The sequence below is a fragment of the Leclercia sp. GHBNCSD genome (assembly GCF_055805075.1).
Genome location: NZ_JBQVYO010000001.1, coordinates 2,743,803 through 2,765,147 on the forward strand (window position 1 = coordinate 2,743,803; position 21,345 = coordinate 2,765,147).

Consider the following 21,345-nt stretch of genomic DNA (forward strand, 5'->3'; position numbering starts at 1 on the left):
GGGTATTTGCGCTTATGAAATCAATGAAAATTGCCGTCAGCCGTGAGCTGGCCTCCGCCTTATCCACGCACCGGGAAGTGGTGACGCTGGATAACACCGATTTTACGGATGTGGCGGCAGTCGTCATTACCGTCGCTGAAAGCCACAGCGGCATCCTCGCATTACTGAAACGCACCGGTTTTCATTTACCTGTTTATCTGTTCTCACCAGAGCCGGTAGACGCGCCTGCGGGTGTCGATGCGGTAATCGACGGTAAGGCACAGGAGTGGCTTGAGCTGGAAGCGGCGGCCTGTCGCTATGAAGCGAATCTGTTGCCGCCGTTTTTCGACACCCTTAGTCAGTATGTAGCAATGGATAACAGCACCTTTGCCTGTCCTGGGCACCAGCATGGCGCATTCTTTAAGAAGCATCCCGCCGGCCGCCAGTTTTTCGATTTCTTTGGCGAGAACCTCTTTCGTGCCGATATGTGCAACGCCGACGTCAAGCTCGGCGATCTGCTGATCCATGAAGGGTCTGCCAAACATGCGCAAAAGTTTGCGGCGAAAGTATTCAATGCCGACAAAACCTATTTCGTTCTTAATGGCACCTCAGCCGCCAACAAGGTGGTGACTAACGCGCTGCTGACCCGTGGCGATCTGGTGCTGTTTGACCGCAATAACCATAAGTCCAACCATCATGGGGCGCTGATCCAGGCGGGTGCCACGCCGGTTTACCTCGAAGCGGCGCGCAACCCCTTTGGCTTTATTGGCGGCATCGACGATCGCTGTTTTGACGAGGCGTACCTGCGGGAGTTGATCCGTGATGTTGCTCCGGAGAAAGCTCTGGAAGCCCGTCCGTTCCGCCTGGCGGTGATCCAGCTCGGCACCTATGACGGCACCATCTATAACGCCCGTCAGGTGATCGATAAAATCGGCCAGCTGTGCGACTACATCCTCTTCGACTCGGCGTGGGTAGGCTACGAGCAGTTTATCCCGATGATGGCCGACAGCTCGCCGCTGCTGCTGGAGCTAAACGAGAACGATCCGGGGATCTTTGTCACTCAGTCGGTGCACAAACAGCAGGCCGGGTTCTCCCAGACCTCGCAGATCCACAAAAAGGATAACCATATCCGCGGTCAGGCGCGTTTCTGCCCGCATAAGCGCCTGAATAATGCCTTTATGCTGCATGCGTCCACCAGCCCGTTCTATCCGCTGTTTGCGGCCCTTGACGTGAACGCCAAAATCCACGAAGGGGAGAGCGGGCGTCGGCTGTGGGCCGAATGCGTTGAGATGGGCATCGAAGCGCGCAAGGCGATTATCGCCAACTGTAAAATGATTAAGCCGTTTATCCCGCCGGTGGTGGCCGGGCGTCCGTGGCAGGATCATCCTACCCATGCGATTGCCAGCGAGCTGCGTTTCTTCAGCTTTGAACCGGGGGCGAAATGGCACGGCTTTGAGGGGTATGCCGAAGAGCAGTACTTTGTCGACCCGTGCAAGCTGCTGCTGACCACGCCGGGCATCGATGCTGAAAGCGGGGAGTACACCGACTTTGGCATCCCGGCGACCATTCTGGCGCACTACTTGCGCGAGAAAGGCATTGTCCCGGAGAAGTGCGATCTCAACTCCATTCTCTTCCTGCTGACCCCGGCGGAGAGCGCCGAGAAGATGGCGCAACTGGTGGCGATGCTGGGCCAGTTTGAGCAGCACATTGAAGATGACACCCCGCTGGCGGATGTCCTGCCGACCATCTGGAACAAATATCCGGTCCGCTACCGCGACTACACGCTGCGTCAGCTTTGCCAGGAGATGCACGATCTGTATGTCAGCTTTGACGTGAAGGATCTGCAAAAGGCGATGTTCCGCAAAGAGAGCCTGCCCACCGTGGCGATGAACCCGCAGGATGCTAACCAGGCCTTTATTCGCGGTGACGTCGAGCTGGTGCGCATCAGCGAAGCCGAAGGGCGTATCGCGGCGGAAGGGGCGTTGCCATACCCGCCAGGGGTGCTGTGTGTGGTGCCGGGCGAACTGTGGGGTGGAGCGGTGCAGCGTTACTTCCTGGCGCTGGAAGAGGGCGTCAACCTGTTACCCGGTTTTTCTCCGGAACTGCAGGGCGTTTACAGCGAAAAGGATGCGGACGGGATCAAGCGTTTGTACGGGTATGTTCTGAAGTAAAAAAAATCCCCCTCCGCAGGGAGGGGGATTTCACAGATTAATGTGCGACGGTCTGCACACCTGTTGGGGTACGAACATGTTTGTACTTGAACAGCACCATGAACGCGAAGGCCAGTACCAGCGAGTAGCCTGCAAAGATCAGCCATACCGGCTGCCAGTCGGTAATACCGTTGGTGGTATACATCTCCACAACCTTACCGCTCACCACGCCGCCGAGAATACAGCCGAAGCCGTTGGTCATCATCAGGAACATGCCCTGGGCGCTGGCGCGAATTTCCGGACGTACCTCTTTCTCCACAAAGACGGAACCGGAGATGTTGAAGAAGTCGAAGGCGCAGCCGTAGACAATCATCGACAGCACCAGCAGCACGGTACCGAAGGCTGACGGGTCGCCGTAGGCGAACAGGCCGAAGCGCAGCATCCACGCGAAAATACTGATCATCATGACGTTCTTGATACCGTAGCGGCTCAGGAAGAACGGGATGGTCAGAATGAACAGCGTTTCGGAGATCTGCGAAATGGACATCATCACCGACGCATGTTCAACGATAAAGCTCCCGGAGAACAGCGGGTCGTTATCAAAGCTGTGCAGGAAGGTGTTGCCGAACATGTTAGTGATCTGCAGCTCTGCGCCCAGCAGCATGGAGAAGATGAAGAAGATCGCCATGCGTTTGTTTTTAAACAGCGCGAACGCGTCCAGGCCAAGCATGGAGCTCCAGCTCTGGTTTGTCTGCTGGTTAGAGACCGGAATGTGGGGCAGGGTCAGGGTGAACAGCACCAGCACGATGGAGAGCGCCGCGCCGATATAGAGCTGCATATGGCTCAGCTCAAAGCCGGAGAAGCTCACCGCCCACATCGCCATGATAAAGCCGATGGTGCCCCAGATACGGATCGGCGGGAAGTCGGTCACGATGTCCAGACCTGCCGTTTTCAGGCGATAGTAGGAGATGGTGTTCACAAGCCCAAGCGTTGGCATATAGGCCAGCGAGTTAAGCAGGATCACCACAAACATCGCCCCCGGCGTGGTTACCCCCGCGGCCATAAACAGCGTGGCCGCCCCCACCAGGTGGCAGAAGGCGTAAAGCCATTTCGCGCTGATCCATTTGTCCGCCACGATCCCGAGCAGGGTCGGCATAAATACCGCGGCAATGCCCAGCGAGCTATAGACCGCGCCGATGGAAGCACCATCGAATTTCAGGGTGACAAACATGTAGGAGCCGAGCGTGGTTAGCCAGCTCCCCCACAGACAGAACTGCAGAAACGACAATATTTTAAGCTGCAGCTTAAGGTTCATGTTACTTTCCTCACAAAGAGAGCGGGCTGTATGTTGGTGTAGAAACATTTGGGTTTTGGATTTGATGCAATTCTATCAGCGAGTGGCGTGATGTTTTGTTACCTCCCGCAAAAAAATGCAATCAACATTAATTTGCAGTTTGGATTGTGATGCAAATAACAATTTCCTATGGGTAAGGCGGGCGGGGATCGATGGACTCTTTACCCTCCCCGCGCAGGAGAGGGTAAAAAAGTCACACTACTTTCTACGATAGCTCTTCTGAGCCGTATTGACCTTGTAGAGGTAGCGGCGGGATTCTGCGGAAGGGTGACGGCTGGTGAGGGTCTGGTATACATCCCCCGGTGACATACTGTTGATAATGTTTGCCGCCTGGATTTTATCGCTGGAGAAGACGCGCAGCACGCTGCCTGCGCCGCCGTTGTAGGCGGTGATCACCGCGTAGCGGCGAGAGGTCGGGTTATCGATGCCGCTCAGGTAGACGTTGTTCAGCATCGCCAGGTAGGCGGTACCGGTGTCGATATTGCTGGCAGGATCAAACAGGTAACTGCGGCTTGGCATACCCGATCTTCCCTGCGAGCGGAACACATCTTTCCCGGCGCTGTGCTGCACAACCTGCATCAGGCCCAGCGCGTCGGAACGGCTCACCGCGTAGGGGTTGAACGAGGATTCGGTCTGCATAATCGCCAGGATCAGCGACTCATCGACACCATATTTACGCGACGCCTGGCGCACCATTCCGACATATTTATGAGCACGTTTATCGAGGTGGTTTGGCACCAGGTTAATGGTCACGCTGTAGATAACGCGCAGGCCATTGCTGCGGCTTTTCAGACGCGTCTGCAACAGGTAGTTAGCAAAATTATTAGCACGGCCTTCCCAGCGAATGGACTGGCCGGTTTGATCCACCACCTGGCCATAGAGGAACGGCTCTTTGGAGATGGTGATGTCGTCAGCATCGGAGTAGAGGTCGATAGAGCCCGGATCGTCACCCATCAGCAAGGTTTTCACGATCGCCTCGCGCAAACGCGCCGCAGGATCGGTTCCGGCGATGGTCTCGACGGTAATAGTACCTTCGTCAAAGTTGATGTGGCTGCGGGTCTGGTAAGCGTCGGTATACTTAACGTAGTCCTTTGGTCCTGCGATCAGAACCTCGTTAAATCCCCAGATATTTTCGATGTTATGGGCGAATTGCCCCATCAGAATGTCAAAACCGTTGGTGTCCTTTACCCAGGCTTCGTTATAGCTATCGCCTTTCTTACTGGAGGAACACGAAACAAGTAACGGTGCAACAAGAGCAAGCGCTAAAAATTTTTTCATCATTCCAGGAGTGCGTGTTGTGTTGGTTCTGGGGCTCTTTTCGCCGGGGGCGCTACGCTTACCCGGCCTACAAACCGTAGACCAGGCAAGGCGGCACGATATTATTTTTCTGGTGGCGTATAGCCTTCGATGTGAACGTCTTTGCCTTCAAACAGGAAATTGACCATCTCCTCTTCAAGCTGTTTGCGGTGTTCAACGTTCATCATGTTGAGCTTGCGCTCGTTAATCAGCATGGTTTGCTTGTGTTGCCACTGCGCCCACGCCTCTTTCGAAATTTCGTTATAGATGCGCTTACCCAGATCGCCCGGATAGAGCTGGAAGTCCTGGCCTTCTGCTTCACGCTGCAGGAAGGTGCAAAAAATTGTTCTGGCCATACTGATTCCTCTTTGTCGCCCGGAGCTAAACCGTTGCTCCGACACGTAATTGCTGTAACAGGCGCTCTACGGGAGCCGCGAGCCCCACTGACGGCGGTTGCGCTAAGTTATACCAGAGAGCGGTGCCTTCATCCATGCACGCCGTGAATGAGGACACGGGAAGCCACATTGGAACAATATCCAGATGGAAGTGGCTGAAGGTATGGCGAAACGCGGTGAGCTGCACAAGAGTATCGGCAGGGATGCCGCGTTGCGCCAGCCAGTTACGAAGATGCTCTTCATCCTCAAACTGCGGGAAACAGAAGAGACCGCCCCATAAACCGCTTGGCGGACGCTGGGCGAGCCAGACGGTCTCCTCGTGCTGCATCAGCAGAAAATAGGCGGTACGTTCTGGTAAGGTCTGCTTCGGCTTTTTACCGGGATAGTGCGCCCACGACTGGTTAGCATAGGCCACGCAGAGATTATTCAGCGGGCACAGTTCGCATTTCGGTTTCGAGCGGGTGCAGACCATTGCCCCTAAATCCATCATCGCCTGGTTAAAGCGTTCAACACCCTGAGCGGGAGTGACCGCTTCACTGATCTCCCAGAGGCGTTTCTCCACCTCTTTCTTGCCCGGCCAGCCACCGACGGCGTAGCAGCGCGCCAGCACGCGTTTAACGTTGCCGTCGAGAATCGGGAAATGTTTGCCCAGCGAGAGGGAAAGGATGGCCCCGGCGGTGGAGCGCCCCACGCCCGGCAGGGCGGCCACTTCATCGAAGGTTTCCGGGAAGGTGCCACCGTGCAGCGAAACCACCTGCTGGGCGGCTTTATGCAGGTTGCGGGCGCGGGCGTAATAGCCGAGCCCGGTCCACAGATGCAGCACTTCATCCAGCGGTGCGTTAGCCAGATCGGTCACCGTTGGAAAACGCGCCATAAAGCGCTCAAAGTAAGGGATAACCGTCGCGACCTGCGTTTGTTGCAACATCACCTCTGAGAGCCATACTTTGTACGGTGTTTTTTCAATTTGCCAGGGCAGGGTTTTACGCCCGTATTTGTCATACCAGTCCAGCACCTGGGCTGAAAATTGAGAGGCTTGCATGGTCTTCGCTTTGCGGTATCAGGGAGGCAGATTGCAGCACAGAGGCATGCGGCTGTAAACCGGATCTTTCCCATGCTTGCATCCGGTCATTAACTTTGGATAATGCCCGTTTCCCGAACATTCTCACAAGCAGACTACTCTTTTATGAAAAACGACGTCATATCACCGGAATTTGATGAAAACGGTCGCCCGCTGCGCCGTATTCGCAGCTTTGTCCGCCGTCAGGGGCGCCTGACCAAAGGGCAGCAGCACGCGCTGGATAACTACTGGCCGGTGATGGGCGTTGAGTTCACCGAACAGCCGCTCGACTTTGTGGCGCTGTTTGGCCGCGACGCGCCAATTACACTTGAGATCGGTTTTGGCATGGGCGCTTCGCTGGTGACCATGGCAAAAGCGCGCCCGGAGCAGAACTTCCTCGGCATTGAAGTGCACTCCCCGGGCGTCGGTGCGTGTCTGGCGACCGCCCACGAAGAGGGCGTCGAGAACCTGCGCGTGATGTGTCACGACGCGGTAGAAGTGCTGCACAAGATGATCCCTGACAATTCTCTGAGCATGGTTCAGCTCTTTTTCCCTGACCCGTGGCACAAAGCACGTCATAATAAACGCCGTATCGTTCAGGCGCCGTTTGCTGAGCTTCTCAGAAGCAAACTGAAGCTGGGTGGTGTTTTCCATATGGCAACCGACTGGGAACAGTATGCGGAACATATGCTGGAGGTGATGTCGGCGCTGGACGGGTATAAAAACCAGTCTGCGAGCAATGACTATGTACCGCGTCCTGAATCGCGTCCGGTAACCAAATTTGAACAGCGTGGCCATCGTCTTGGTCACGGCGTATGGGACTTAATGTTCGAGAGGGTAAAATAATGGCAAAGAACCGTAGCCGTCGTCTGCGTAAGAAAATGCACATCGAGGAGTTCCAGGAGGTGGGTTTTTCGGTTGCATGGCGTTTCCCGGAAGGCACCAGCGTAGAAAAAATTGATGAAGATGTCGACGCTTTCATCAATGAAGTCATCGAGCCGAACAAGCTGGCGTTTGACGGCAGCGGCTACCTGGCGTGGGAAGGTTTGATCTGCAAACAAGAGATCGGCAAGTGTAGCGAAGAAGATCAGGCCATTGTGCGTAAGTGGCTGGAAGACCACAAATTCGAAGAGGTGCGCATCAGCGAACTTTTCGACATTTGGTGGGACTAATAGAGCATCAGGGGCCAGCAATTGCTGGCCCATTTTGTATGAGGGAGAATATATGATGCGCAAAACGCTGCTCGCCGCGGCCTTAATGACCACGGCACTCACCGCTCACGCAGAGTACAAATGTGAAGTCACGCCGCGTGACGATGTGATCCTGAGTCCCCAAACCGTGCAGGTAAAAGGTGAGAACGGCAATCTGGTGATCACCCCGGATGGCAACGTCATGTTTAACGGCAAGCAGTACACGCTGAGCGCAGCCCAACGTGAACAGGCAAAAGATTACCAGGCCGATCTGCGCAGCGCGCTGCCGTGGATCGACGAAGGCGCACAGACCCGCGTGGAAAAAGGCCGTGTCGCGCTGGATAAGATCATCGCGAAAGAGGTAGGTGAGAGCAGCAACATGCGCTCGCGGCTCACCAAACTGGACGCGCAGTTAAAAGAGCAGATGAACCGCATTATTGAGCATCGCACCGATGGCCTGACGTTCCACTATAAAGCGATCGATCAGGTACGTGCCGACGGTCAGCAGCTGGTGAACCAGGCGATGGGCGGCATTCTGCAGGACAGCATTAACGAAATGGGCGCCAAAGCGGTACTGAAAGGCGGCGGCAACCCGCTGCAGGGCGTACTGGGTAGCCTGGGCGGCCTGCAAACCGCCATTCAGAACGAGTGGAAAAACCAGGAAGCGGATTTCCAGAGCTTTGGCAAAGATGTGTGTAAGCGTGTTGTCTCGCTGGAAGAGAGCCGAAAGGCGCTGGTGGGGACGTTGAAGTAGTTTAGTGCGTTCTGGGCCCCTCACCTTAACCCTCTCCCTTTCAGGATGAGGGTCGGGGCGAGGGGAGACGTCTCTATGGTCCGCTCACGGCGAAGCTGTTTCGCATAAGAACCAGTAAGTTCCCTCCCCGCACTCTGCCCGCTTTTCCCTTAACCAGCAGAGGGGGAGGCAAAACCCTGAAGCCTGCTTCAGGACGCTTCGGCGAGGAATAGCTCAAGAAGGGAGTTTAAGAACAGTTTGCCATGCTCGGTTATCTGCCAGTAATCAGCGCATTCGATCAGATACCCCTGCGCCAGCGCTTCGTCAATCTGCGGACGAATGACCGACTCCGGCAACCCGGTATACAACGTAAACTCCTTGCGCGGTGCGGGTTCAAGCAGGCGGAAGCGGTTCATAAAGAACTCAAACGGCTTATCGTCGGCTTCAACATCATGGCTGCGCTCAAGATAGCGTCCTTCCATATAGCCACGCGGATGGCGCGTTTTAGCCGTGCGCAGAATCCGTCCGTCCGGGAAGGTCACTTTGCCGTGGGCGCCACAGCCAATGCCCAGGTAGTCGCCAAAACGCCAGTAATTCAGGTTGTGCTGACACTGGTAGCCAGGCTTCGCGTAGGCCGAGGTTTCGTACTGCTGATACCCGGCGGCGGTCAAAAGCTTGTGGCCCTGCTCGAAAATATCCCACAGCGCGTCATCATCAGGCAGTACCGGCGGGCGTGAACCAAACAGCGTGTTTGGCTCAATGGTCAGCTGATACCAGGAGAGGTGCGGCGGGTTCAGCTCAATGGCCTGACGCAGATCGTCCAGCGCTTCCTCCAGGGATTGATCCGGCAGGCCGTGCATCAGGTCGAGGTTAAAGCTGCGCAATCCCAGCCCGGTCGCCAGGTGAGCGGCACGTTTCGCCTCATCCGGGCCATGAATGCGCCCCAGACGCGTTAACTTCGGCGCGCTAAAGCTCTGCACGCCAATAGAGATACGGTTCACCCCGGCGCGCTGATACTCCACAAAACGGTCGGCCTCAACGGTACCTGGGTTGGCCTCCATGGTAATCTCTGCATCCGCTGCCAGATTAAGGCGCGCTCGCACGCCATCCAGCAGCGTTTGCATCGCCGGCCCTGAGAGCAGGCTCGGCGTACCGCCACCGATAAAAATGGTCTTTACTTCACGTCCCTGCGCGTAAGGTCCGTCGGCGTCCAGATCGGCAAGCAGATGCTGAACGTAATCGTCATGGGGCACTTCGCCTTTTAGCGCATGCGAGTTGAAATCGCAGTACGGGCATTTCTGCACGCACCACGGGATGTGAATATAAAGACTCAATGGTGGCAAATTAGCCATTACGTAATGCTTCCAGTAACAGTTTCAGGGCGCGTCCACGATGGGAAATCGCGCTTTTTTCTTCGCGGGTCAGTTCCGCAGCGGTTTTGCCCTCGCTCGGGACAAAGAAGATCGGATCGTAGCCAAAGCCGCCATTGCCTGCCGCCTCGCGGGCTATCACGCCCGGCCAGCTGCCGTGGCAGACCAGCGGCGTTGGGTCTTCAGCGTGACGCATGTAGACCAGCACGCAGTGGAACTGCGCCTTGCGCTGCTCATCCGGCACATCCTTGAGCGTTTCCAGCAGCTTTTCGAGATTCTGCTGATCGCTGGCATCGACGCCAGAATAGCGGGCGGAGTAAATTCCTGGCGCGCCGCCAAGGGCATCTACCGCCAGGCCAGAGTCATCGGCAATGGCCGGTAAGCCGGTGACCTGTGCAGCATGGCGCGCCTTCAGAATGGCATTTTCAATAAAGGTCAGGCCGGTCTCTTCTGCAGAGTCCACGCCCAGCTCGGTCTGGGCAACCACATCCAGACCAAAATCATTTAACAGCGAGGCCAGCTCGCGCACTTTACCGGCGTTACCGGTAGCGAGAACAACTTTTTGCATCTGTTAATCCTGTTGTATCAGTGCCGCGACTTCCGTCGGGATTTGTTGCGGATGAAGAATTTTGACCTGCTTGTGACGGCCCAGTTCACCTTTCTCGATCAACACCTGGCTTTTCGCAACGCGAAACTGCTTCGCCAGATACTTCACCAGATGGGCATTGGCCTGGCCGTCCACAGGAGGGGCGGTGATGGCGACTTTTACTTCGTCGCCATGCAGCCCGATAATCGTATCGCGACTGGCTTTCGGCTGAATGTATAGCCGTAAAACCAGCCCATCGGCGCAGGTGCTGACAGCACTCATAACGCCATCCACAGCCCCGGCAGTAGCATATTGCCTGTGGACTGCAGCAGTTCAGCGATACCCATATTGATCACGTACAGCAGCAGTACGAGGATCATTGGAGAGAAGTCGATCCCGCCCATGGCCGGCAGCAGATTACGAATCGGGCGCAGCAGCGGGTCTGCAAGCTGAATCAGGACATACTCCACCGGGCTACGGCCCTGGCTTACCCAGCTCATGATCGCCATCAGCAGCAGAACCCAGAAAATCAGCAGGCCGATCGTTTTTATCAGGATCAACACCGCCGCGATCCAGATGATCGGCTGGAAGGTGATGACCATAAACAGCACGATCGCTTTCACCACGCACAGGATCAGCGCAACCAGCAGGGAGGCGCTGTCAATCGGGCCCATTGGCGGGATCACCCGGCGCAGCGGTCCGACAATCGGTTGGGTCACTTTCACGACAAACTGTGAGAAGGGGTTGTAAAAATCACAACGGGCCCACTGCATCCAGACGCGTAACAAAAGCACCATCGTATACAGTTCAATGACCGTTGAGAGCAGGAAGGTCAACGTCTTCATGGCGTTCCTCAGGTTTCCTTATTATTGGGTGTAATCGCGCGCGCCGAAAATTGCTGTCCCGATGCGCACCATGGTGCTGCCAGCCGCAATCGCGGCGGCCATATCGTCCGTCATGCCCAGTGAAAGCGTGTCGACCGTTGGGTAGCGCGTTTTAAGCGCCTCAAATGCTACAGCCATTTGCCGGGCTACGGCAAACTGCCTGTCGTAATCTGTTTCAGGGGCCGGGATCGCCATTAACCCGCGCAGGCGAAGGCCGGGCAGAGCGGCAACCTGTTCCGCCAGCAGATCCAGGGCATCCAGCGCAATGCCGGATTTACTGTTCTCATCGCTAATGTTGATTTGGATCAGCACGTTAAGCGGCGGCATCTCTGCCGGGCGCTGCTCGCTCAGACGGGTGGCGATGCGCAGACGATCAACGGTATGACACCAGTCGAAATGCTCCGCCACCAGCCGGCTTTTGTTCGACTGTAGTGGTCCGATAAAGTGCCACTGCAGATCCGCGGTGCCCTTTTCCCGGAAATGGCGGATTTTTTCCACCCCTTCCTGCACGTAGTTTTCACCGAACATGCGCTGGCCTGCATCAATGGCTTCTGCGATAGCGCTCGCAGGCTTGGTTTTACTGACTGCAAGCAACGTAACTTCTTCTGAAGCACGGCCGCAACCTGTTGCCGCGGCTGAGATTTTGTCCCTGACCTGTGCCAGGTTATGCGCAATGTCGTTCATTTTCCGGGGATCATTAAATGGATATGGAAGAAATTGTGGCCCTTAGTGTAAAGCATAATGTGTCGGATCTACACCTGTGCAGTAACGCACCACCTCGCTGGCGGCGGCGAGGGAAAATGGAATTTGCTCCCTTTCCGGGGCCGGAGGTCGCGATGCTGCTGAAAAGCTGGCTTAGCGACGAGCAGCAGGGGGCATGGTGCGCCCAAGGGCAGGTGGATTTTGCCGTTACGCTTGCGAGCAGGCAGCGGCTGCGGGCCAGCGCCTTTGCGCATATGCAGGGGTGTTCTCTGGTGCTCCGCCTGCTTCCAGACGCGTGCCCGCAGTTGCGCACCCTGGGAGCGCCGCGGGCGATACCCGAACTGCTGGCAAATGATAACGGTTTGATACTGGTGACCGGGGCGACAGGCAGCGGTAAATCCACCACCCTTGCGGCAATGGTCGATTTTCTCAATCACCATAGCGACGGGCATATCCTGACGCTCGAAGATCCGGTGGAATTTATCCATCAAAGCAAGCGTTGCCTGGTTCAGCAGCGGGAGATTGGCCTGCATTGCCTCTCCTTTGCCGACGCGCTGCGGGCAGCCTTACGTGAAGATCCTGATGTGATCCTGCTGGGCGAACTGCGTGACAGCGAGACGATACGTCTTGCGCTTACCGCCGCAGAGACCGGGCATCTGGTGCTGGCGACGCTCCACACCCGGGGCGCCGCCCAGGCAGTGGAGAGGCTGGTGGATGCCTTCCCCGCGCAGGAAAAAGAGCCGGTACGGAAACAGCTGGCAGGCAGCCTGCGCGCCGTGCTGGCGCAAAAACTCGAAAGGGATAATCAGCAGGGGCGCGTCGCGCTGTTCGAATTACTGGTTAATACCCCTGCGGCAGCCAATTTAATCCGCGAAGGAAAAACCTGGCAACTGCCCGGCGTGATCCAGACCGGGCAGCAGGCTGGCATGCAAAACTTCGAGCAGAGCCTGGCTGAGCGCAGGGCGCAGGGGCGATTGTCATGAGCCTGTGCCAGCAGAGAATGCCTCTCATGGCCTTGTTTCCTGCGGTACGGGCGCTAAAATCGAGTTCTGATTGCACTGATTGAAAGCGGCTATGTCATCACAACCGAACCAAAGTCTTATCGACGGCATTCGCTGTCTGCAATATCTGGTTTCCAGCGACCGTGCTATCGGTTGCCGTGAACTCGCACGGCTGATGGGGATCAACACCACTCGGGTGAACCGTTTGCTGATGACCATGGCCTCTATTGGCCTGACCATGCAGGACGAGCATCGTCGCTACCTGCCTGGTCCCGGCATTCATGCCCTGGCGGCGCAGTCCATCCGTGGCTCGGAGCTTTTCTCCCGCGCCTTGCCCCGGCTGGAGCGCCATGCGCCACGCGATATCGTGGTGGCCCTGGGCGTGCTGTGGGAGGATCAGGTCATCTATATCTGGCACGCCGTTCCCGGCAGCCAGGCCAGCCAGGCGCTGGCCGGATTCCATATGCTCCCTGCCTGGCAATCGGTGATTGGCATGTCGCTACTGGCGAGCGAACCGGATGACGCGCTAATCCCACGCTTTACGCCAGAGCAGTGGCAAAACCTCGCCCCGCATGTGGCCCAGCAGCGCGAGCAGGGACGTGTGATCTGGCATCATGACGACGGTGAAGTGTCGATGGCGGTGCCCGTAGGGGCGCACCATGCCGCGCTGGCCTTTGCCGGCATGTGGAATATTGACGATGAGAGCGTCCGCTCCCGTCTTGATGAGCTGACCGCGCTCAACGCTACGCTGCTGGCGGACCGGGAATGAATTGCCCGGATTGCCGGGCAAAGGGAAGGGGATCAGTAACCCTGCTCGAAGAAACTTTCGAGAATAATCACCGCAGAAGCGGAATCGACGCTGCCTTTGTTTAGCGCGCGAAAACCGCCATGCTCGAACAGACCGGCGCGGGCTTCAACCGTGCTTAACCGTTCGTCATGCAGCTTAATCGCCACGCCAAAACGGCCATGAATTTTATTGGCAAAATTGCGCGCCCGGGCAGTTAGTGGCTGTTCTGTGCCATCCATATTCAACGGTAAACCGACGATGACCTCGTCCGGCTGCCACTCTTTCAACAGTCGTTCGATCAGGTTCCAGTCCGGGATGCCATTTTGCGCTTTCAGCGCCGTCAGCGGGCGGGCGGTGCCGGTGATGCGCTGGCCGATCGCCACGCCGATACTTTTAGTGCCGAAATCAAAGGCGAGAAGCGTGCCGCTCATCAGGCATGCCCCGCGACGCCAGGCATGGTCTGGATATCAATGCCAATCAGTTTTGCCGCATCCCGCCAGCGATCGGCGATGGGGGTTTTAAACAGAATGTTCAGATCTGCCGGGGCAGTGAGCCAGGCATTATCCAGGATCTCCTGCTCAAGTTGGCCTTTTTCCCATGAGGCGTAACCGAGCGCCACAAGCACATCCGCCGGCTGGCTGGTGGTGCCCAGCGTCTCCAGCACGTCACGGGAGGTGGTCACAACGGTATTGTCAGAGATGCGGATGCTGGAGGAGAAACCGGGCGGCGTATGCAAAATAAAGCCGCGATCTTCTGCCAGCGGGCCACCCAGCATCACCGGTTTGTCGAGACGAATTTCAGGAACACGTTCGTCCTGGGAAATTTTCAATTTTTCCAGAATGCCTTCAACAGTCAGATTTTCCAGCGGTTTATTGATGATAATCCCCATCGCACCCTCTTCGCTGTACTCGCAGATATACACGACGGAACGGCGGAAAATCGGATCCTGGAGAGCAGGCATGGCAATCAGAAAGTGATGCTGTAAATTCATTGTCAGAGGTTCAGTTTCCTGGTTTAAAAAGCGACAGTACCCAGTATGCGGACAAAACCCGACACTGTCACTATACACTTCACCCTTCACGCTGCCGGGGCAACGGCTGCGCCTTGATGCAGCATGAAGGGTTGTGTGTATAAATATTGGGACTGTTACTGCTTCAGCCGTTTTTCGATCGCATCCATCAGCATGCCGGTGATAGACACCGGGAACTCAGCTTCGATTTCACGAATACAGGTCGGGCTGGTCACGTTCACTTCTGTCAGGCGATCGCCAATGATGTCGAGGCCAACGAAGATCAGCCCTTTGGCTTTTAACAGCGGGCCCACGCGGCGGGCAATTTCCCAGTCGCTTTCGGTCAGCGGACGCGGCTCGCCACGGCCACCGGCCGCCAGGTTACCACGGGTTTCGCCACCCTGCGGAATACGCGCCAGGCAGTAAGGCACCGGCTCGCCGTCCACCACCAGCACGCGCTTGTCGCCGTCGACAATCGCCGGAATATAGTTCTGCGCCATGCAGTAGCGGGTACCGTGCTCGGTCAGCGTTTCGGCGATCACCCCCAGGTTTGGGTCACCCTCTTTAACGCGGAAGATTGAGGCACCGCCCATGCCGTCCAGCGGTTTCAGGATGATATCGCCATGTTTCTGCCAGAAGGCTTTCAGCTGCGCTTTATTGCGCGTTACCAGCGTCTCTGGCGTCAGGTCGGAGAACCAGGCGGTGTAGAGCTTCTCGTTACAGTCGCGCAGGCTCTGCGGTTTGTTGACGATCAGGGTGCCTTTCTCTTCTGCGCGCTCCAGGATATAGGTGCAGTAGATGTATTCCGTGTCGAACGGCGGGTCTTTACGCATCAGGATCACGTCAAGTTCGGCAAGCGGCAGATCCTGCTCGGAACCAAACTCGTACCATTTATCGTAATTCTGCTCGACGTTGACGATGCGGGTGCGCGCACGCGCCTCGCCGTTAATCAGGTAGAGGTCGCTCATCTCCATATAGTGGAGCTGATAGCCGCGACGTTGCGCTTCCAGCAGCATAGCGAAGCTGGAATCTTTCTTGATATTGATGCTTGCGATGGGGTCCATCACGATGCCGAGCTTGATCATTGTCTTCTCCGTTAATGCTTCAACCTAAATCACCAAAACGCACCTGCAGGGCAGTGATGGCGGTTAGCGCGGTGGTCTCAGTACGCAGAACGCGGGGTCCCAACAGAATATCAGTAAACTGGTAGCGTGCGGTCATGGCGATCTCATCCGCCGACAGGCCGCCTTCCGGACCGATCAACAAACGCACGCGCTCAACCGGCAGCGGCAGGGTGTTGATGCTGGCGCTGGCGCGGGGATGAAGGTTGAGCTTCAGACCCTGCTCCTCTTCCGCGCACCAGGCTTCAAGATCCATGGCCGGACGGATCTCCGGGACGCGGTTGCGGCCACACTGCTCACAGGCGGCAATGGCGATTTTTTGCCACTGCTGGAGCTTCTTATTCAGACGTTCAGCATCCAGTTTAACCCCGCAGCGCTCAGAAAAAAGTGGCGTAATGAGGCTTACACCCAGTTCGATCGATTTCTGGATGGTGAATTCCATTTTTTCGCCGCGCGACATCACCTGGCCTAAATGGATATGCAGCGGTGATTCACGATCGTCGATGTCGCTATGCAGGACGCTGACCTGCACGCTTTTTTTATCGGCGCGGATGATTTCGGCGTCAAAAACCTGATTTGATCCATCAAACAGTTGAATCGCCTGGCCTGCACCCATGCGCAGCACGCGGCCAACATGGTTGGCGGCCTCTTCCGAGAGGGCGATTTCACTGCCAGCGGCGATCGGTTCAGGGTGATAAATACGAGGAACACGCATAGTTAAGAAATCCATCAAGAGCTGAGTCCCCCTCACCCCACAGGGGAGAGGGGGAGGGGGACGCTAAGAAACAGTTGCCGCTAGTGTAGGTTAGCTCTTTTGCGCCTGGCAAGCGCGCTGGACGTAAGGGTTGTGATTCCCCTGCACTTTGGCGATGCGCTCGTCTCGTATGCACTCCCAGGCCGTGACCGGATAGAGTTTATCCCAGGCGTTGAAGAGCTGGGTCTGCTGGCGGGAGAGGTTGAGGTGATACCTGTCGCGCATGTAGAAATAGATGCGGGCGATGCTGCCGCGGGCGCGGGCAGGCGGCTCGGCAAGTTTCTCCTTGAAATCGACCTTCATGGCGCACTGGCCATACTGGCCTTCGCCGCCGTTCCACTGGCTGTACATAAAGTTGCCGCGATCGCCATTTACCTCGCCCACGGCGGGTTGCAGGTTATGCATATCGCTCTCTATCTGGCGATAGATCGGGTCTTTGGCGCAGTTTTTACGTCCGCCATCCTGCCAGCACTGACGCTGGTGGCCGAACTGCCAGGCCGGGACCACATGTTCCCATTCGATACGGCTGGCACGGTTCTCATTTTTACGCACTTTGTAGCCGCAGGACTGCAGATCCACGACCCCTTTTTTGCCCTGCCAGTTAATTTTACAGCCGCAGTAAAAATCGCCCGGCACGTCGGCATTAACCTTTACGCCTGCGGCTTTTGCCTGGGAAAAACTGTGGATACCTTCGGCCAGCGCATGGCCTGAGAACGCCGTCGTCAGAAACGCGACCGCGAGAGAGAAATTACGGGACATCGTGAACTCCGTGTCAAAACGAGCCCGCAACGTAACGAAAGTTATTCCTGTATGCAATCAGGCAGATCATGAATGTTCCTGATTGTTCTGCCGGTTACTCAGCGATAAGGGGTTCACCGCACTTGACGCAGCGGTAGGTGGCTTCACCGCGCACCACCCGATTATGGCGACGCACCGTAAGCTGGTGCTGCTGACAGGGGCAGCGATAGGGGAACGTATTGCGCCGAACGGAATCAAGCTCGAACTGGTGGGTTCGGCGAGCCGGTACGCCCAGCACCGCTTCCATCATCCATTTCCACTCTTTGCCGTGCGGCGCCACGCGGCCAAAGTGCTTCCAAACCAGCAGATGCGCCAGTTCATGCGGCACCACCTCGTCAATAAACGCCTGCTGGTTTTCCAGCATTAAAACAGGGTTAAGGCGGATCTCGTACGCATCCAGCCAGGCGGTGCCTGCTGCGGTGCCGCGCTGCTGCCACACCAGCTTAGGTTCAGGGTAGTTCCGGTCGAGTTTCAGATTGGCCTGGGCCAGTTTATCGCGCAGGCTGCGCATAGCGGCTTGCTGAAGCGCAATAGGGAGACGGGGTGTTTTCATAGGAGCAGAGCATAGAGCCTGCGGCGAGGCGGTGCAAGCGGCTTCCTCCGCAGGGGAGGAAGCCGGACGGATTAGTCGTGGGAGCCAATTTCGCGCAGTGGGCGACCTTTCATCAGGTTGCGTTCAATATGTTCCAGCGAAACATGTTTCGTTTCAGGAACCAGCCACAGCGTCAGCACGATAAACAGCAGGTTCAGACCGCCGTACACCCAGAAGGTGTTGGCATTACCCAGCGTATCGAGCATGGTCAGGAAGGTTGCGCCGACAATCATGTTTGCGATCCAGTTGGTGGCGGTGGAGCAGGTAATACCGAAGTCGCGGCCTTTCAGCGGCTGGATCTCAGAACAGAGTACCCAGATCAGCGGGCCCGCGCTCATCGCAAAACCAACAATAAACATCAGCAGCATCCCGACGGCTACGTACTGCATCGCGGTGGAATCAATACCCACATGCAGCATTGTACCCAGCACACCCATACCGGCGGCCATCACCAGGAAGCCCAGCGTCAGCGTCGGTTTACGACCCCAGCGATCCACCAGACCGATGGCGATAAAGGTCGCCAGCACGTTGGTCAGGCCGACAATCACGGTGCCCCACATCTGCTGAGTGGTGTTGCTGTAACCCGCCAGCTCAAAGATTTTCGGCGCGTAATACATAATGACGTTCATCCCGGTGAACTGCTGCATGATCTGCAGCAGCACGCCAAGGAACACCGCCCGACGGAAATTGCTGTTCTCTTTAAACAGCGCCCAGCCGCTCTGTTTGACCTGCAGGCTTTCGCGGATCTCTTCCAGCTCACGCTTCGCTTCCGCGCTGGTATCGCGCAGGCGCAGCAGGACGCGCTCCGCATCGTTAAAGCGCCGTTTAGCCGCAAACCAGCGCGGGCTGTCAGGCAGGAAGAAGACGCCAATCAGCAGCAGCACCGCCGGGATAATGATCACACCCAGCATCCAGCGCCATGCGCCGCTGTAGCTGAAGGCGGTGTCAGAAAGATAGGCGCCAAGAATACCGATAGTGATCATCAGCTGATACATGGAGATCATGCTGCCGCGGATTTTCTCTGGTGCAATCTCAGACAGATACAGCGGCGCGGTATAAGAGGCCACACCCACCGCCAGACCCAGCAGCACACGCGAAGCAATCAGCACTTCCACGTTAGGCGCCGCGGCAGAGAAGAGCGAACCGGCGACAAACAGAATCGCGCCAATCATCAGGCTCTTTTTACGCCCGAGTTTGAAGGAGAGCCAGCCGCTGCCAACTGCCCCAACCGCAGCCCCGAACATCATCGAGCTGACCACCCACTCCTGGGTATGGGAATCGATCTGGAATTCGTCAGTAATGAACGGCAGGGCGCCGGCAATCACGCCGATATCGAGGCCGAAAAGTAAACCTGCCAGTGCTGCGAGGAAGCAGACGAAGAATGTCATCGTCTTGTTGGACGTCCGCCCCTGTTTTTTATTATCAGGCATGAAGCCCTCCAGTTGGTTTTTTGTTTTATGAATGTAAAGTTTTGAATGGGATGCTGTAAAAGTATGTGAGAGGGGCGGGACAGACAAAGAGAGTATTCCGAAAGGGCTGCGTTTTTATCGCGATGTAAGCGATTTCAGACGGGGCATTCAGGGGGATAAAAAACAAAAAGCCAGCACGAGGCTGGCTTTTTCAGTAAGCGGTCAGTCGATTATTTCAGACCGGCAGCTTCACGCAGCAGAGCGGCTTTGTCGGTTTTTTCCCATGGGAAATGTTCGCGACCAAAGTGACCGTATGCAGCGGTTTCTTTGTAGATTGGGTGCAGCAGATCCAGCATCTGAATCAGACCATATGGACGCAGGTCGAAGAACTCGCGTACCAGCAGGGTCAGCTGTTCTGAAGGCACTTTTTCAGTACCGAAGGTTTCAACCATGATGGAGGTCGGTTCCGCCACGCCGATAGCGTAGGAGACCTGGATCTCACAGCGGTCTGCCAGGCCAGCAGCCACGATGTTCTTGGCAACATAACGTGCTGCGTAGGCTGCGGAACGGTCAACTTTAGACGGATCCTTACCGGAGAATGCGCCGCCACCGTGACGCGCCATGCCACCGTAAGTATCAACGATGATCTTACGTCCGGTCAGGCCGCAATCGCCCATTGGTCCACCGATAACAAAGCGGCCCGTTGGGTTAATGAAGTATTTGGTGGAACTATTCAGCCATTCGGTTGGCAGAACCGGCTTGATGATCTCTTCCATCACCGCTTCCTGCAGGGATTTCTGCTCGATATCTTCAGCGTGCTGAGTAGAGAGAACCACCGCGTCAATGCCGACAATTTTGCCGTCGTCGTACTGGAAGGTGACCTGGCTTTTCGCATCCGGACGCAGCCACGGCAGGGTGCCGTTTTTACGCACTTCAGCCTGACGCTGCACCAGACGGTGCGCATAGGTGATTGGCGCTGGCATCAGCACGTCGGTTTCGTTGGTAGCGTAGCCAAACATCAGGCCCTGGTCGCCTGCACCCTGTTCCAGCGGATCGGCACGGTCAACGCCCTGGTTGATGTCAGGGGACTGTTTGCCAATGGCGCTCAGGACGGCGCAAGAGTTGGCATCAAAGCCCATATCAGAATGCACATAGCCGATTTCACGTACGGTGTTACGGGTGATCTCTTCGATATCAACCCATGCACTGGTCGTGATTTCACCGCCTACCATCACCATGCCGGTTTTGACATAGGTTTCACACGCTACGCGCGCCTTTGGATCCTGCTCGAGGATCGCATCCAGCACGGCATCGGAAATTTGGTCAGCAATTTTATCAGGATGTCCTTCTGATACAGACTCGGACGTAAACAGGTGTTTTGCCATGTTTTAATTTACCTAAGGAGAATTTGTTTAGCTCAAACTGTCGTGTGGGATAGCCGTGGCAGGTTTTTCCACCAGGACTTGCAGATGGTGACACTGGCAGTCTGAGTGTTAATCGGTATGGATGGATTAACATCTGGATGGCTATTTTAGGTCACTTCTTCGCCCGATTTCCAGCTTTTTTTAAATGTATCCACACGCCCCTGAAAACCCTGCTGGAAATTTTTGCTGACGGTGCGTCAATGCCCGCATTTATATTTTGCATTTTCCGCGTCTTGTCGGTATAAAACGCGGCGCGCGGCTCATACAAAAAAGCACACGACGTTTCTTCGTGTCGCCACTTCCAGCCGGGTAAAGCAGTGAACTTTTAGCTTTAACTTGTCGCGAGCTTCATCGGGCTTGCGTGGAGGTGATACGAGATAATGAACCGTCGTTTTCCGCTAATTCAGTTCTGCCTTTCAGGCCGGAACATGTACCCCGCCATTCGCATTTCTAATCTGCAAACCTGCCGATGTTATACCCATCTCGGCGCTTCTCAGGATTCCCGGGCAGGCACTACGCTTTGTGAAGACTGAACAAGGGCGCTCTTGTTAATACAAGAGTTTTCTCGTGGTTTCGCCGGACCTTGTCATACAGAGTTCGGATACGTGTTTTACAATGATATGAATAAGAAACCGGTCGCACGGCCCGGCTTTCAGCATTCTGTGCTGGAAAACCGGTCGGATAATGGGTTGTTATCGCAGATTGACGCTGCGATAGTAGTCAACTGTTTTACACTTAATAGTAAGAGTTGAGG

General features: G+C 56.1%; 25 protein-coding genes. 8 read left to right on the forward strand and 17 right to left on the reverse strand.

The window, feature by feature from the left end:
* Nucleotides 1–14: 14 nt before the first annotated feature.
* Nucleotides 15–2,150 carry an ornithine decarboxylase gene (locus ACT3IC_RS13265; RefSeq protein WP_420193610.1) on the forward strand — a complete coding sequence of 712 codons (2,136 nt, stop codon included), beginning with the start codon at nucleotides 15–17 and terminating at the stop codon, nucleotides 2,148–2,150.
* A 37-nt stretch (nucleotides 2,151–2,187) separates the two neighbouring features.
* Here the strand turns inward: ACT3IC_RS13265 and ACT3IC_RS13270 are convergent, their stop codons facing one another.
* From ACT3IC_RS13270 to mutY, 4 genes are all read right to left on the reverse strand, one after another.
* Nucleotides 2,188–3,444 carry a nucleoside permease gene (locus tag ACT3IC_RS13270; RefSeq protein WP_156655214.1) on the reverse strand — a complete coding sequence of 419 codons (1,257 nt, stop codon included), beginning with the start codon at nucleotides 3,442–3,444 and terminating at the stop codon, nucleotides 2,188–2,190.
* A 237-nt stretch (nucleotides 3,445–3,681) separates the two neighbouring features.
* Nucleotides 3,682–4,761 carry a membrane-bound lytic murein transglycosylase MltC gene (gene mltC, locus ACT3IC_RS13275; protein ID WP_103176937.1) on the reverse strand — a complete coding sequence of 360 codons (1,080 nt, stop codon included), beginning with the start codon at nucleotides 4,759–4,761 and terminating at the stop codon, nucleotides 3,682–3,684.
* A 101-nt stretch (nucleotides 4,762–4,862) separates the two neighbouring features.
* On the reverse strand, nucleotides 4,863–5,135 hold the full coding sequence (locus tag ACT3IC_RS13280; protein ID WP_103176936.1) for an oxidative damage protection protein: 273 nt from the start codon (nucleotides 5,133–5,135) through the stop codon (nucleotides 4,863–4,865).
* 25 nt (nucleotides 5,136–5,160) lie between these two features.
* Entirely contained in the window at nucleotides 5,161–6,213 is a 1,053-nt protein-coding gene (mutY, locus tag ACT3IC_RS13285; RefSeq protein WP_473477755.1) for an A/G-specific adenine glycosylase, read from the reverse strand.
* A 144-nt stretch (nucleotides 6,214–6,357) separates the two neighbouring features.
* On the opposite strand from mutY, the gene trmB reads away from it, so the two are divergent.
* Genes trmB through ACT3IC_RS13300 form a run of 3 tightly spaced genes read left to right on the forward strand, consistent with a single transcriptional unit; the run spans nucleotide 6,358 to nucleotide 8,175 of the window.
* Nucleotides 6,358–7,077, forward strand: coding sequence for a tRNA (guanosine(46)-N7)-methyltransferase TrmB (trmB, locus tag ACT3IC_RS13290; protein WP_103176934.1), 720 nt, complete (start codon nucleotides 6,358–6,360; stop codon nucleotides 7,075–7,077).
* Nucleotides 7,077–7,403, forward strand: a complete 327-nt coding sequence (locus ACT3IC_RS13295) for a YggL family protein (protein WP_103176933.1) — start codon at nucleotides 7,077–7,079, stop codon at nucleotides 7,401–7,403. The genes trmB and ACT3IC_RS13295 overlap by 1 nt, the downstream gene beginning before the upstream one ends.
* A gap of 52 nt (nucleotides 7,404–7,455) precedes the next feature.
* Nucleotides 7,456–8,175 (forward strand): YggN family protein, encoded by a 720-nt coding sequence (locus tag ACT3IC_RS13300; protein WP_103176932.1) that lies wholly within the window; start codon nucleotides 7,456–7,458, stop codon nucleotides 8,173–8,175.
* Nucleotides 8,176–8,363: 188 nt separating this feature from the next.
* On the opposite strand, the gene hemW is transcribed toward ACT3IC_RS13300, so the two are convergent.
* The 5 genes from hemW to ACT3IC_RS13325 are packed head-to-tail and all read right to left on the reverse strand — an operon-like array spanning nucleotide 8,364 to nucleotide 11,678.
* Nucleotides 8,364–9,506, reverse strand: a complete 1,143-nt coding sequence (gene hemW / locus ACT3IC_RS13305) for a radical SAM family heme chaperone HemW (RefSeq protein ID WP_159339853.1) — start codon at nucleotides 9,504–9,506, stop codon at nucleotides 8,364–8,366.
* Nucleotides 9,499–10,092 (reverse strand): XTP/dITP diphosphatase, encoded by a 594-nt coding sequence (locus ACT3IC_RS13310; RefSeq protein ID WP_103176930.1) that lies wholly within the window; start codon nucleotides 10,090–10,092, stop codon nucleotides 9,499–9,501. Before ACT3IC_RS13310 ends, hemW begins: the two co-directional genes overlap by 8 nt.
* A 3-nt stretch (nucleotides 10,093–10,095) precedes the next feature.
* Nucleotides 10,096–10,392: a DUF167 family protein YggU gene (yggU, locus tag ACT3IC_RS13315; RefSeq protein ID WP_180209605.1), complete on the reverse strand. Its 297-nt coding sequence runs from the start codon at nucleotides 10,390–10,392 to the stop codon at nucleotides 10,096–10,098.
* Nucleotides 10,389–10,955, reverse strand: coding sequence for a YggT family protein (locus ACT3IC_RS13320; RefSeq protein WP_103176928.1), 567 nt, complete (start codon nucleotides 10,953–10,955; stop codon nucleotides 10,389–10,391). The genes yggU and ACT3IC_RS13320 overlap by 4 nt, the downstream gene beginning before the upstream one ends.
* A gap of 21 nt (nucleotides 10,956–10,976) precedes the next feature.
* On the reverse strand, nucleotides 10,977–11,678 hold the full coding sequence (locus ACT3IC_RS13325) for a YggS family pyridoxal phosphate-dependent enzyme (protein ID WP_180209604.1): 702 nt from the start codon (nucleotides 11,676–11,678) through the stop codon (nucleotides 10,977–10,979).
* 17 nt (nucleotides 11,679–11,695) lie between these two features.
* Between ACT3IC_RS13325 and ACT3IC_RS13330 the strand changes: the two genes are divergently transcribed.
* Both ACT3IC_RS13330 and ACT3IC_RS13335 read left to right on the forward strand, forming a co-directional pair.
* Nucleotides 11,696–12,679, forward strand: coding sequence for a type IV pilus twitching motility protein PilT (locus ACT3IC_RS13330; RefSeq protein ID WP_159339851.1), 984 nt, complete (start codon nucleotides 11,696–11,698; stop codon nucleotides 12,677–12,679).
* Between the two features lie 91 nt (nucleotides 12,680–12,770).
* Nucleotides 12,771–13,466: an IclR family transcriptional regulator gene (locus ACT3IC_RS13335; protein WP_103176925.1), complete on the forward strand. Its 696-nt coding sequence runs from the start codon at nucleotides 12,771–12,773 to the stop codon at nucleotides 13,464–13,466.
* A gap of 32 nt (nucleotides 13,467–13,498) precedes the next feature.
* On the opposite strand, the gene ruvX is transcribed toward ACT3IC_RS13335, so the two are convergent.
* From ruvX to metK, 8 genes are all read right to left on the reverse strand, one after another.
* Nucleotides 13,499–13,915 carry a Holliday junction resolvase RuvX gene (gene ruvX / locus ACT3IC_RS13340; protein ID WP_103176924.1) on the reverse strand — a complete coding sequence of 139 codons (417 nt, stop codon included), beginning with the start codon at nucleotides 13,913–13,915 and terminating at the stop codon, nucleotides 13,499–13,501.
* Nucleotides 13,915–14,475: a YqgE/AlgH family protein gene (locus tag ACT3IC_RS13345; protein ID WP_103176923.1), complete on the reverse strand. Its 561-nt coding sequence runs from the start codon at nucleotides 14,473–14,475 to the stop codon at nucleotides 13,915–13,917. Before ACT3IC_RS13345 ends, ruvX begins: the two co-directional genes overlap by 1 nt.
* Nucleotides 14,476–14,630: 155 nt before the next feature.
* The gene (gshB, locus tag ACT3IC_RS13350) at nucleotides 14,631–15,578 is read right to left on the reverse strand and encodes a glutathione synthase (protein WP_114316823.1); all 948 of its coding nucleotides are present in this window, start codon (nucleotides 15,576–15,578) and stop codon (nucleotides 14,631–14,633) included.
* 19 nt (nucleotides 15,579–15,597) lie between these two features.
* A complete protein-coding gene (rsmE, locus tag ACT3IC_RS13355; protein WP_156655212.1) occupies nucleotides 15,598–16,329 on the reverse strand; it encodes a 16S rRNA (uracil(1498)-N(3))-methyltransferase in 732 nt (243 codons plus the stop codon).
* Nucleotides 16,330–16,419: 90 nt separating this feature from the next.
* Nucleotides 16,420–17,127 carry a deoxyribonuclease I gene (gene endA, locus ACT3IC_RS13360; protein ID WP_103176920.1) on the reverse strand — a complete coding sequence of 236 codons (708 nt, stop codon included), beginning with the start codon at nucleotides 17,125–17,127 and terminating at the stop codon, nucleotides 16,420–16,422.
* Between the two features lie 94 nt (nucleotides 17,128–17,221).
* Complete coding sequence (locus ACT3IC_RS13365) at nucleotides 17,222–17,719, reverse strand: SprT family zinc-dependent metalloprotease (RefSeq protein ID WP_103822812.1); 498 nt, start codon at nucleotides 17,717–17,719, stop codon at nucleotides 17,222–17,224.
* Between the two features lie 71 nt (nucleotides 17,720–17,790).
* On the reverse strand, nucleotides 17,791–19,188 hold the full coding sequence (locus ACT3IC_RS13370) for a sugar porter family MFS transporter (RefSeq protein WP_103176918.1): 1,398 nt from the start codon (nucleotides 19,186–19,188) through the stop codon (nucleotides 17,791–17,793).
* Between the two features lie 209 nt (nucleotides 19,189–19,397).
* Nucleotides 19,398–20,552 (reverse strand): methionine adenosyltransferase, encoded by a 1,155-nt coding sequence (gene metK / locus ACT3IC_RS13375; RefSeq protein ID WP_103176917.1) that lies wholly within the window; start codon nucleotides 20,550–20,552, stop codon nucleotides 19,398–19,400.
* A 419-nt stretch (nucleotides 20,553–20,971) separates the two neighbouring features.
* Here metK and ACT3IC_RS13380 point away from each other — a divergent pair, with 419 nt between their 5' ends.
* Together ACT3IC_RS13380 and yqgB are read left to right on the forward strand one after the other, a co-directional pair.
* Complete coding sequence (locus ACT3IC_RS13380; RefSeq protein ID WP_418936642.1) at nucleotides 20,972–21,124, forward strand: hypothetical protein; 153 nt, start codon at nucleotides 20,972–20,974, stop codon at nucleotides 21,122–21,124.
* Nucleotides 21,125–21,211: 87 nt separating this feature from the next.
* Nucleotides 21,212–21,343 (forward strand): acid stress response protein YqgB, encoded by a 132-nt coding sequence (yqgB, locus tag ACT3IC_RS13385; protein WP_139156299.1) that lies wholly within the window; start codon nucleotides 21,212–21,214, stop codon nucleotides 21,341–21,343.
* Nucleotides 21,344–21,345: the final 2 nt, after the last annotated feature.

What these genes read in the sequence shown, in the direction of transcription:
- ACT3IC_RS13270 (WP_156655214.1), bottom strand. Translation starts at nt 3,444, where the DNA reads ATGAACCTTAAGCTGCAGCTTAAAATATTGTCGTTTCTGCAGTTCTGT.
- ACT3IC_RS13300 (WP_103176932.1), top strand. Translation starts at nt 7,456, where the DNA reads ATGATGCGCAAAACGCTGCTCGCCGCGGCCTTAATGACCACGGCACTC.
- ACT3IC_RS13320 (WP_103176928.1), bottom strand. Translation starts at nt 10,955, where the DNA reads ATGAAGACGTTGACCTTCCTGCTCTCAACGGTCATTGAACTGTATACG.
- ACT3IC_RS13295 (WP_103176933.1), top strand. Translation starts at nt 7,077, where the DNA reads ATGGCAAAGAACCGTAGCCGTCGTCTGCGTAAGAAAATGCACATCGAG.
- ACT3IC_RS13330 (WP_159339851.1), top strand. Translation starts at nt 11,696, where the DNA reads ATGGATATGGAAGAAATTGTGGCCCTTAGTGTAAAGCATAATGTGTCG.
- ACT3IC_RS13335 (WP_103176925.1), top strand. Translation starts at nt 12,771, where the DNA reads ATGTCATCACAACCGAACCAAAGTCTTATCGACGGCATTCGCTGTCTG.
- endA (WP_103176920.1), bottom strand. Translation starts at nt 17,127, where the DNA reads ATGTCCCGTAATTTCTCTCTCGCGGTCGCGTTTCTGACGACGGCGTTC.
- ACT3IC_RS13325 (WP_180209604.1), bottom strand. Translation starts at nt 11,678, where the DNA reads ATGAACGACATTGCGCATAACCTGGCACAGGTCAGGGACAAAATCTCA.
- ACT3IC_RS13370 (WP_103176918.1), bottom strand. Translation starts at nt 19,188, where the DNA reads ATGCCTGATAATAAAAAACAGGGGCGGACGTCCAACAAGACGATGACA.
- yqgB (WP_139156299.1), top strand. Translation starts at nt 21,212, where the DNA reads ATGAATAAGAAACCGGTCGCACGGCCCGGCTTTCAGCATTCTGTGCTG.
- yggU (WP_180209605.1), bottom strand. Translation starts at nt 10,392, where the DNA reads ATGAGTGCTGTCAGCACCTGCGCCGATGGGCTGGTTTTACGGCTATAC.
- hemW (WP_159339853.1), bottom strand. Translation starts at nt 9,506, where the DNA reads ATGGCTAATTTGCCACCATTGAGTCTTTATATTCACATCCCGTGGTGC.
- rsmE (WP_156655212.1), bottom strand. Translation starts at nt 16,329, where the DNA reads ATGCGTGTTCCTCGTATTTATCACCCTGAACCGATCGCCGCTGGCAGT.
- gshB (WP_114316823.1), bottom strand. Translation starts at nt 15,578, where the DNA reads ATGATCAAGCTCGGCATCGTGATGGACCCCATCGCAAGCATCAATATC.
- metK (WP_103176917.1), bottom strand. Translation starts at nt 20,552, where the DNA reads ATGGCAAAACACCTGTTTACGTCCGAGTCTGTATCAGAAGGACATCCT.
- ruvX (WP_103176924.1), bottom strand. Translation starts at nt 13,915, where the DNA reads ATGAGCGGCACGCTTCTCGCCTTTGATTTCGGCACTAAAAGTATCGGC.
- ACT3IC_RS13280 (WP_103176936.1), bottom strand. Translation starts at nt 5,135, where the DNA reads ATGGCCAGAACAATTTTTTGCACCTTCCTGCAGCGTGAAGCAGAAGGC.
- mltC (WP_103176937.1), bottom strand. Translation starts at nt 4,761, where the DNA reads ATGAAAAAATTTTTAGCGCTTGCTCTTGTTGCACCGTTACTTGTTTCG.
- mutY (WP_473477755.1), bottom strand. Translation starts at nt 6,213, where the DNA reads ATGCAAGCCTCTCAATTTTCAGCCCAGGTGCTGGACTGGTATGACAAA.
- ACT3IC_RS13380 (WP_418936642.1), top strand. Translation starts at nt 20,972, where the DNA reads ATGAACCGTCGTTTTCCGCTAATTCAGTTCTGCCTTTCAGGCCGGAAC.
- ACT3IC_RS13365 (WP_103822812.1), bottom strand. Translation starts at nt 17,719, where the DNA reads ATGAAAACACCCCGTCTCCCTATTGCGCTTCAGCAAGCCGCTATGCGC.
- ACT3IC_RS13265 (WP_420193610.1), top strand. Translation starts at nt 15, where the DNA reads ATGAAATCAATGAAAATTGCCGTCAGCCGTGAGCTGGCCTCCGCCTTA.
- ACT3IC_RS13310 (WP_103176930.1), bottom strand. Translation starts at nt 10,092, where the DNA reads ATGCAAAAAGTTGTTCTCGCTACCGGTAACGCCGGTAAAGTGCGCGAG.
- trmB (WP_103176934.1), top strand. Translation starts at nt 6,358, where the DNA reads ATGAAAAACGACGTCATATCACCGGAATTTGATGAAAACGGTCGCCCG.
- ACT3IC_RS13345 (WP_103176923.1), bottom strand. Translation starts at nt 14,475, where the DNA reads ATGAATTTACAGCATCACTTTCTGATTGCCATGCCTGCTCTCCAGGAT.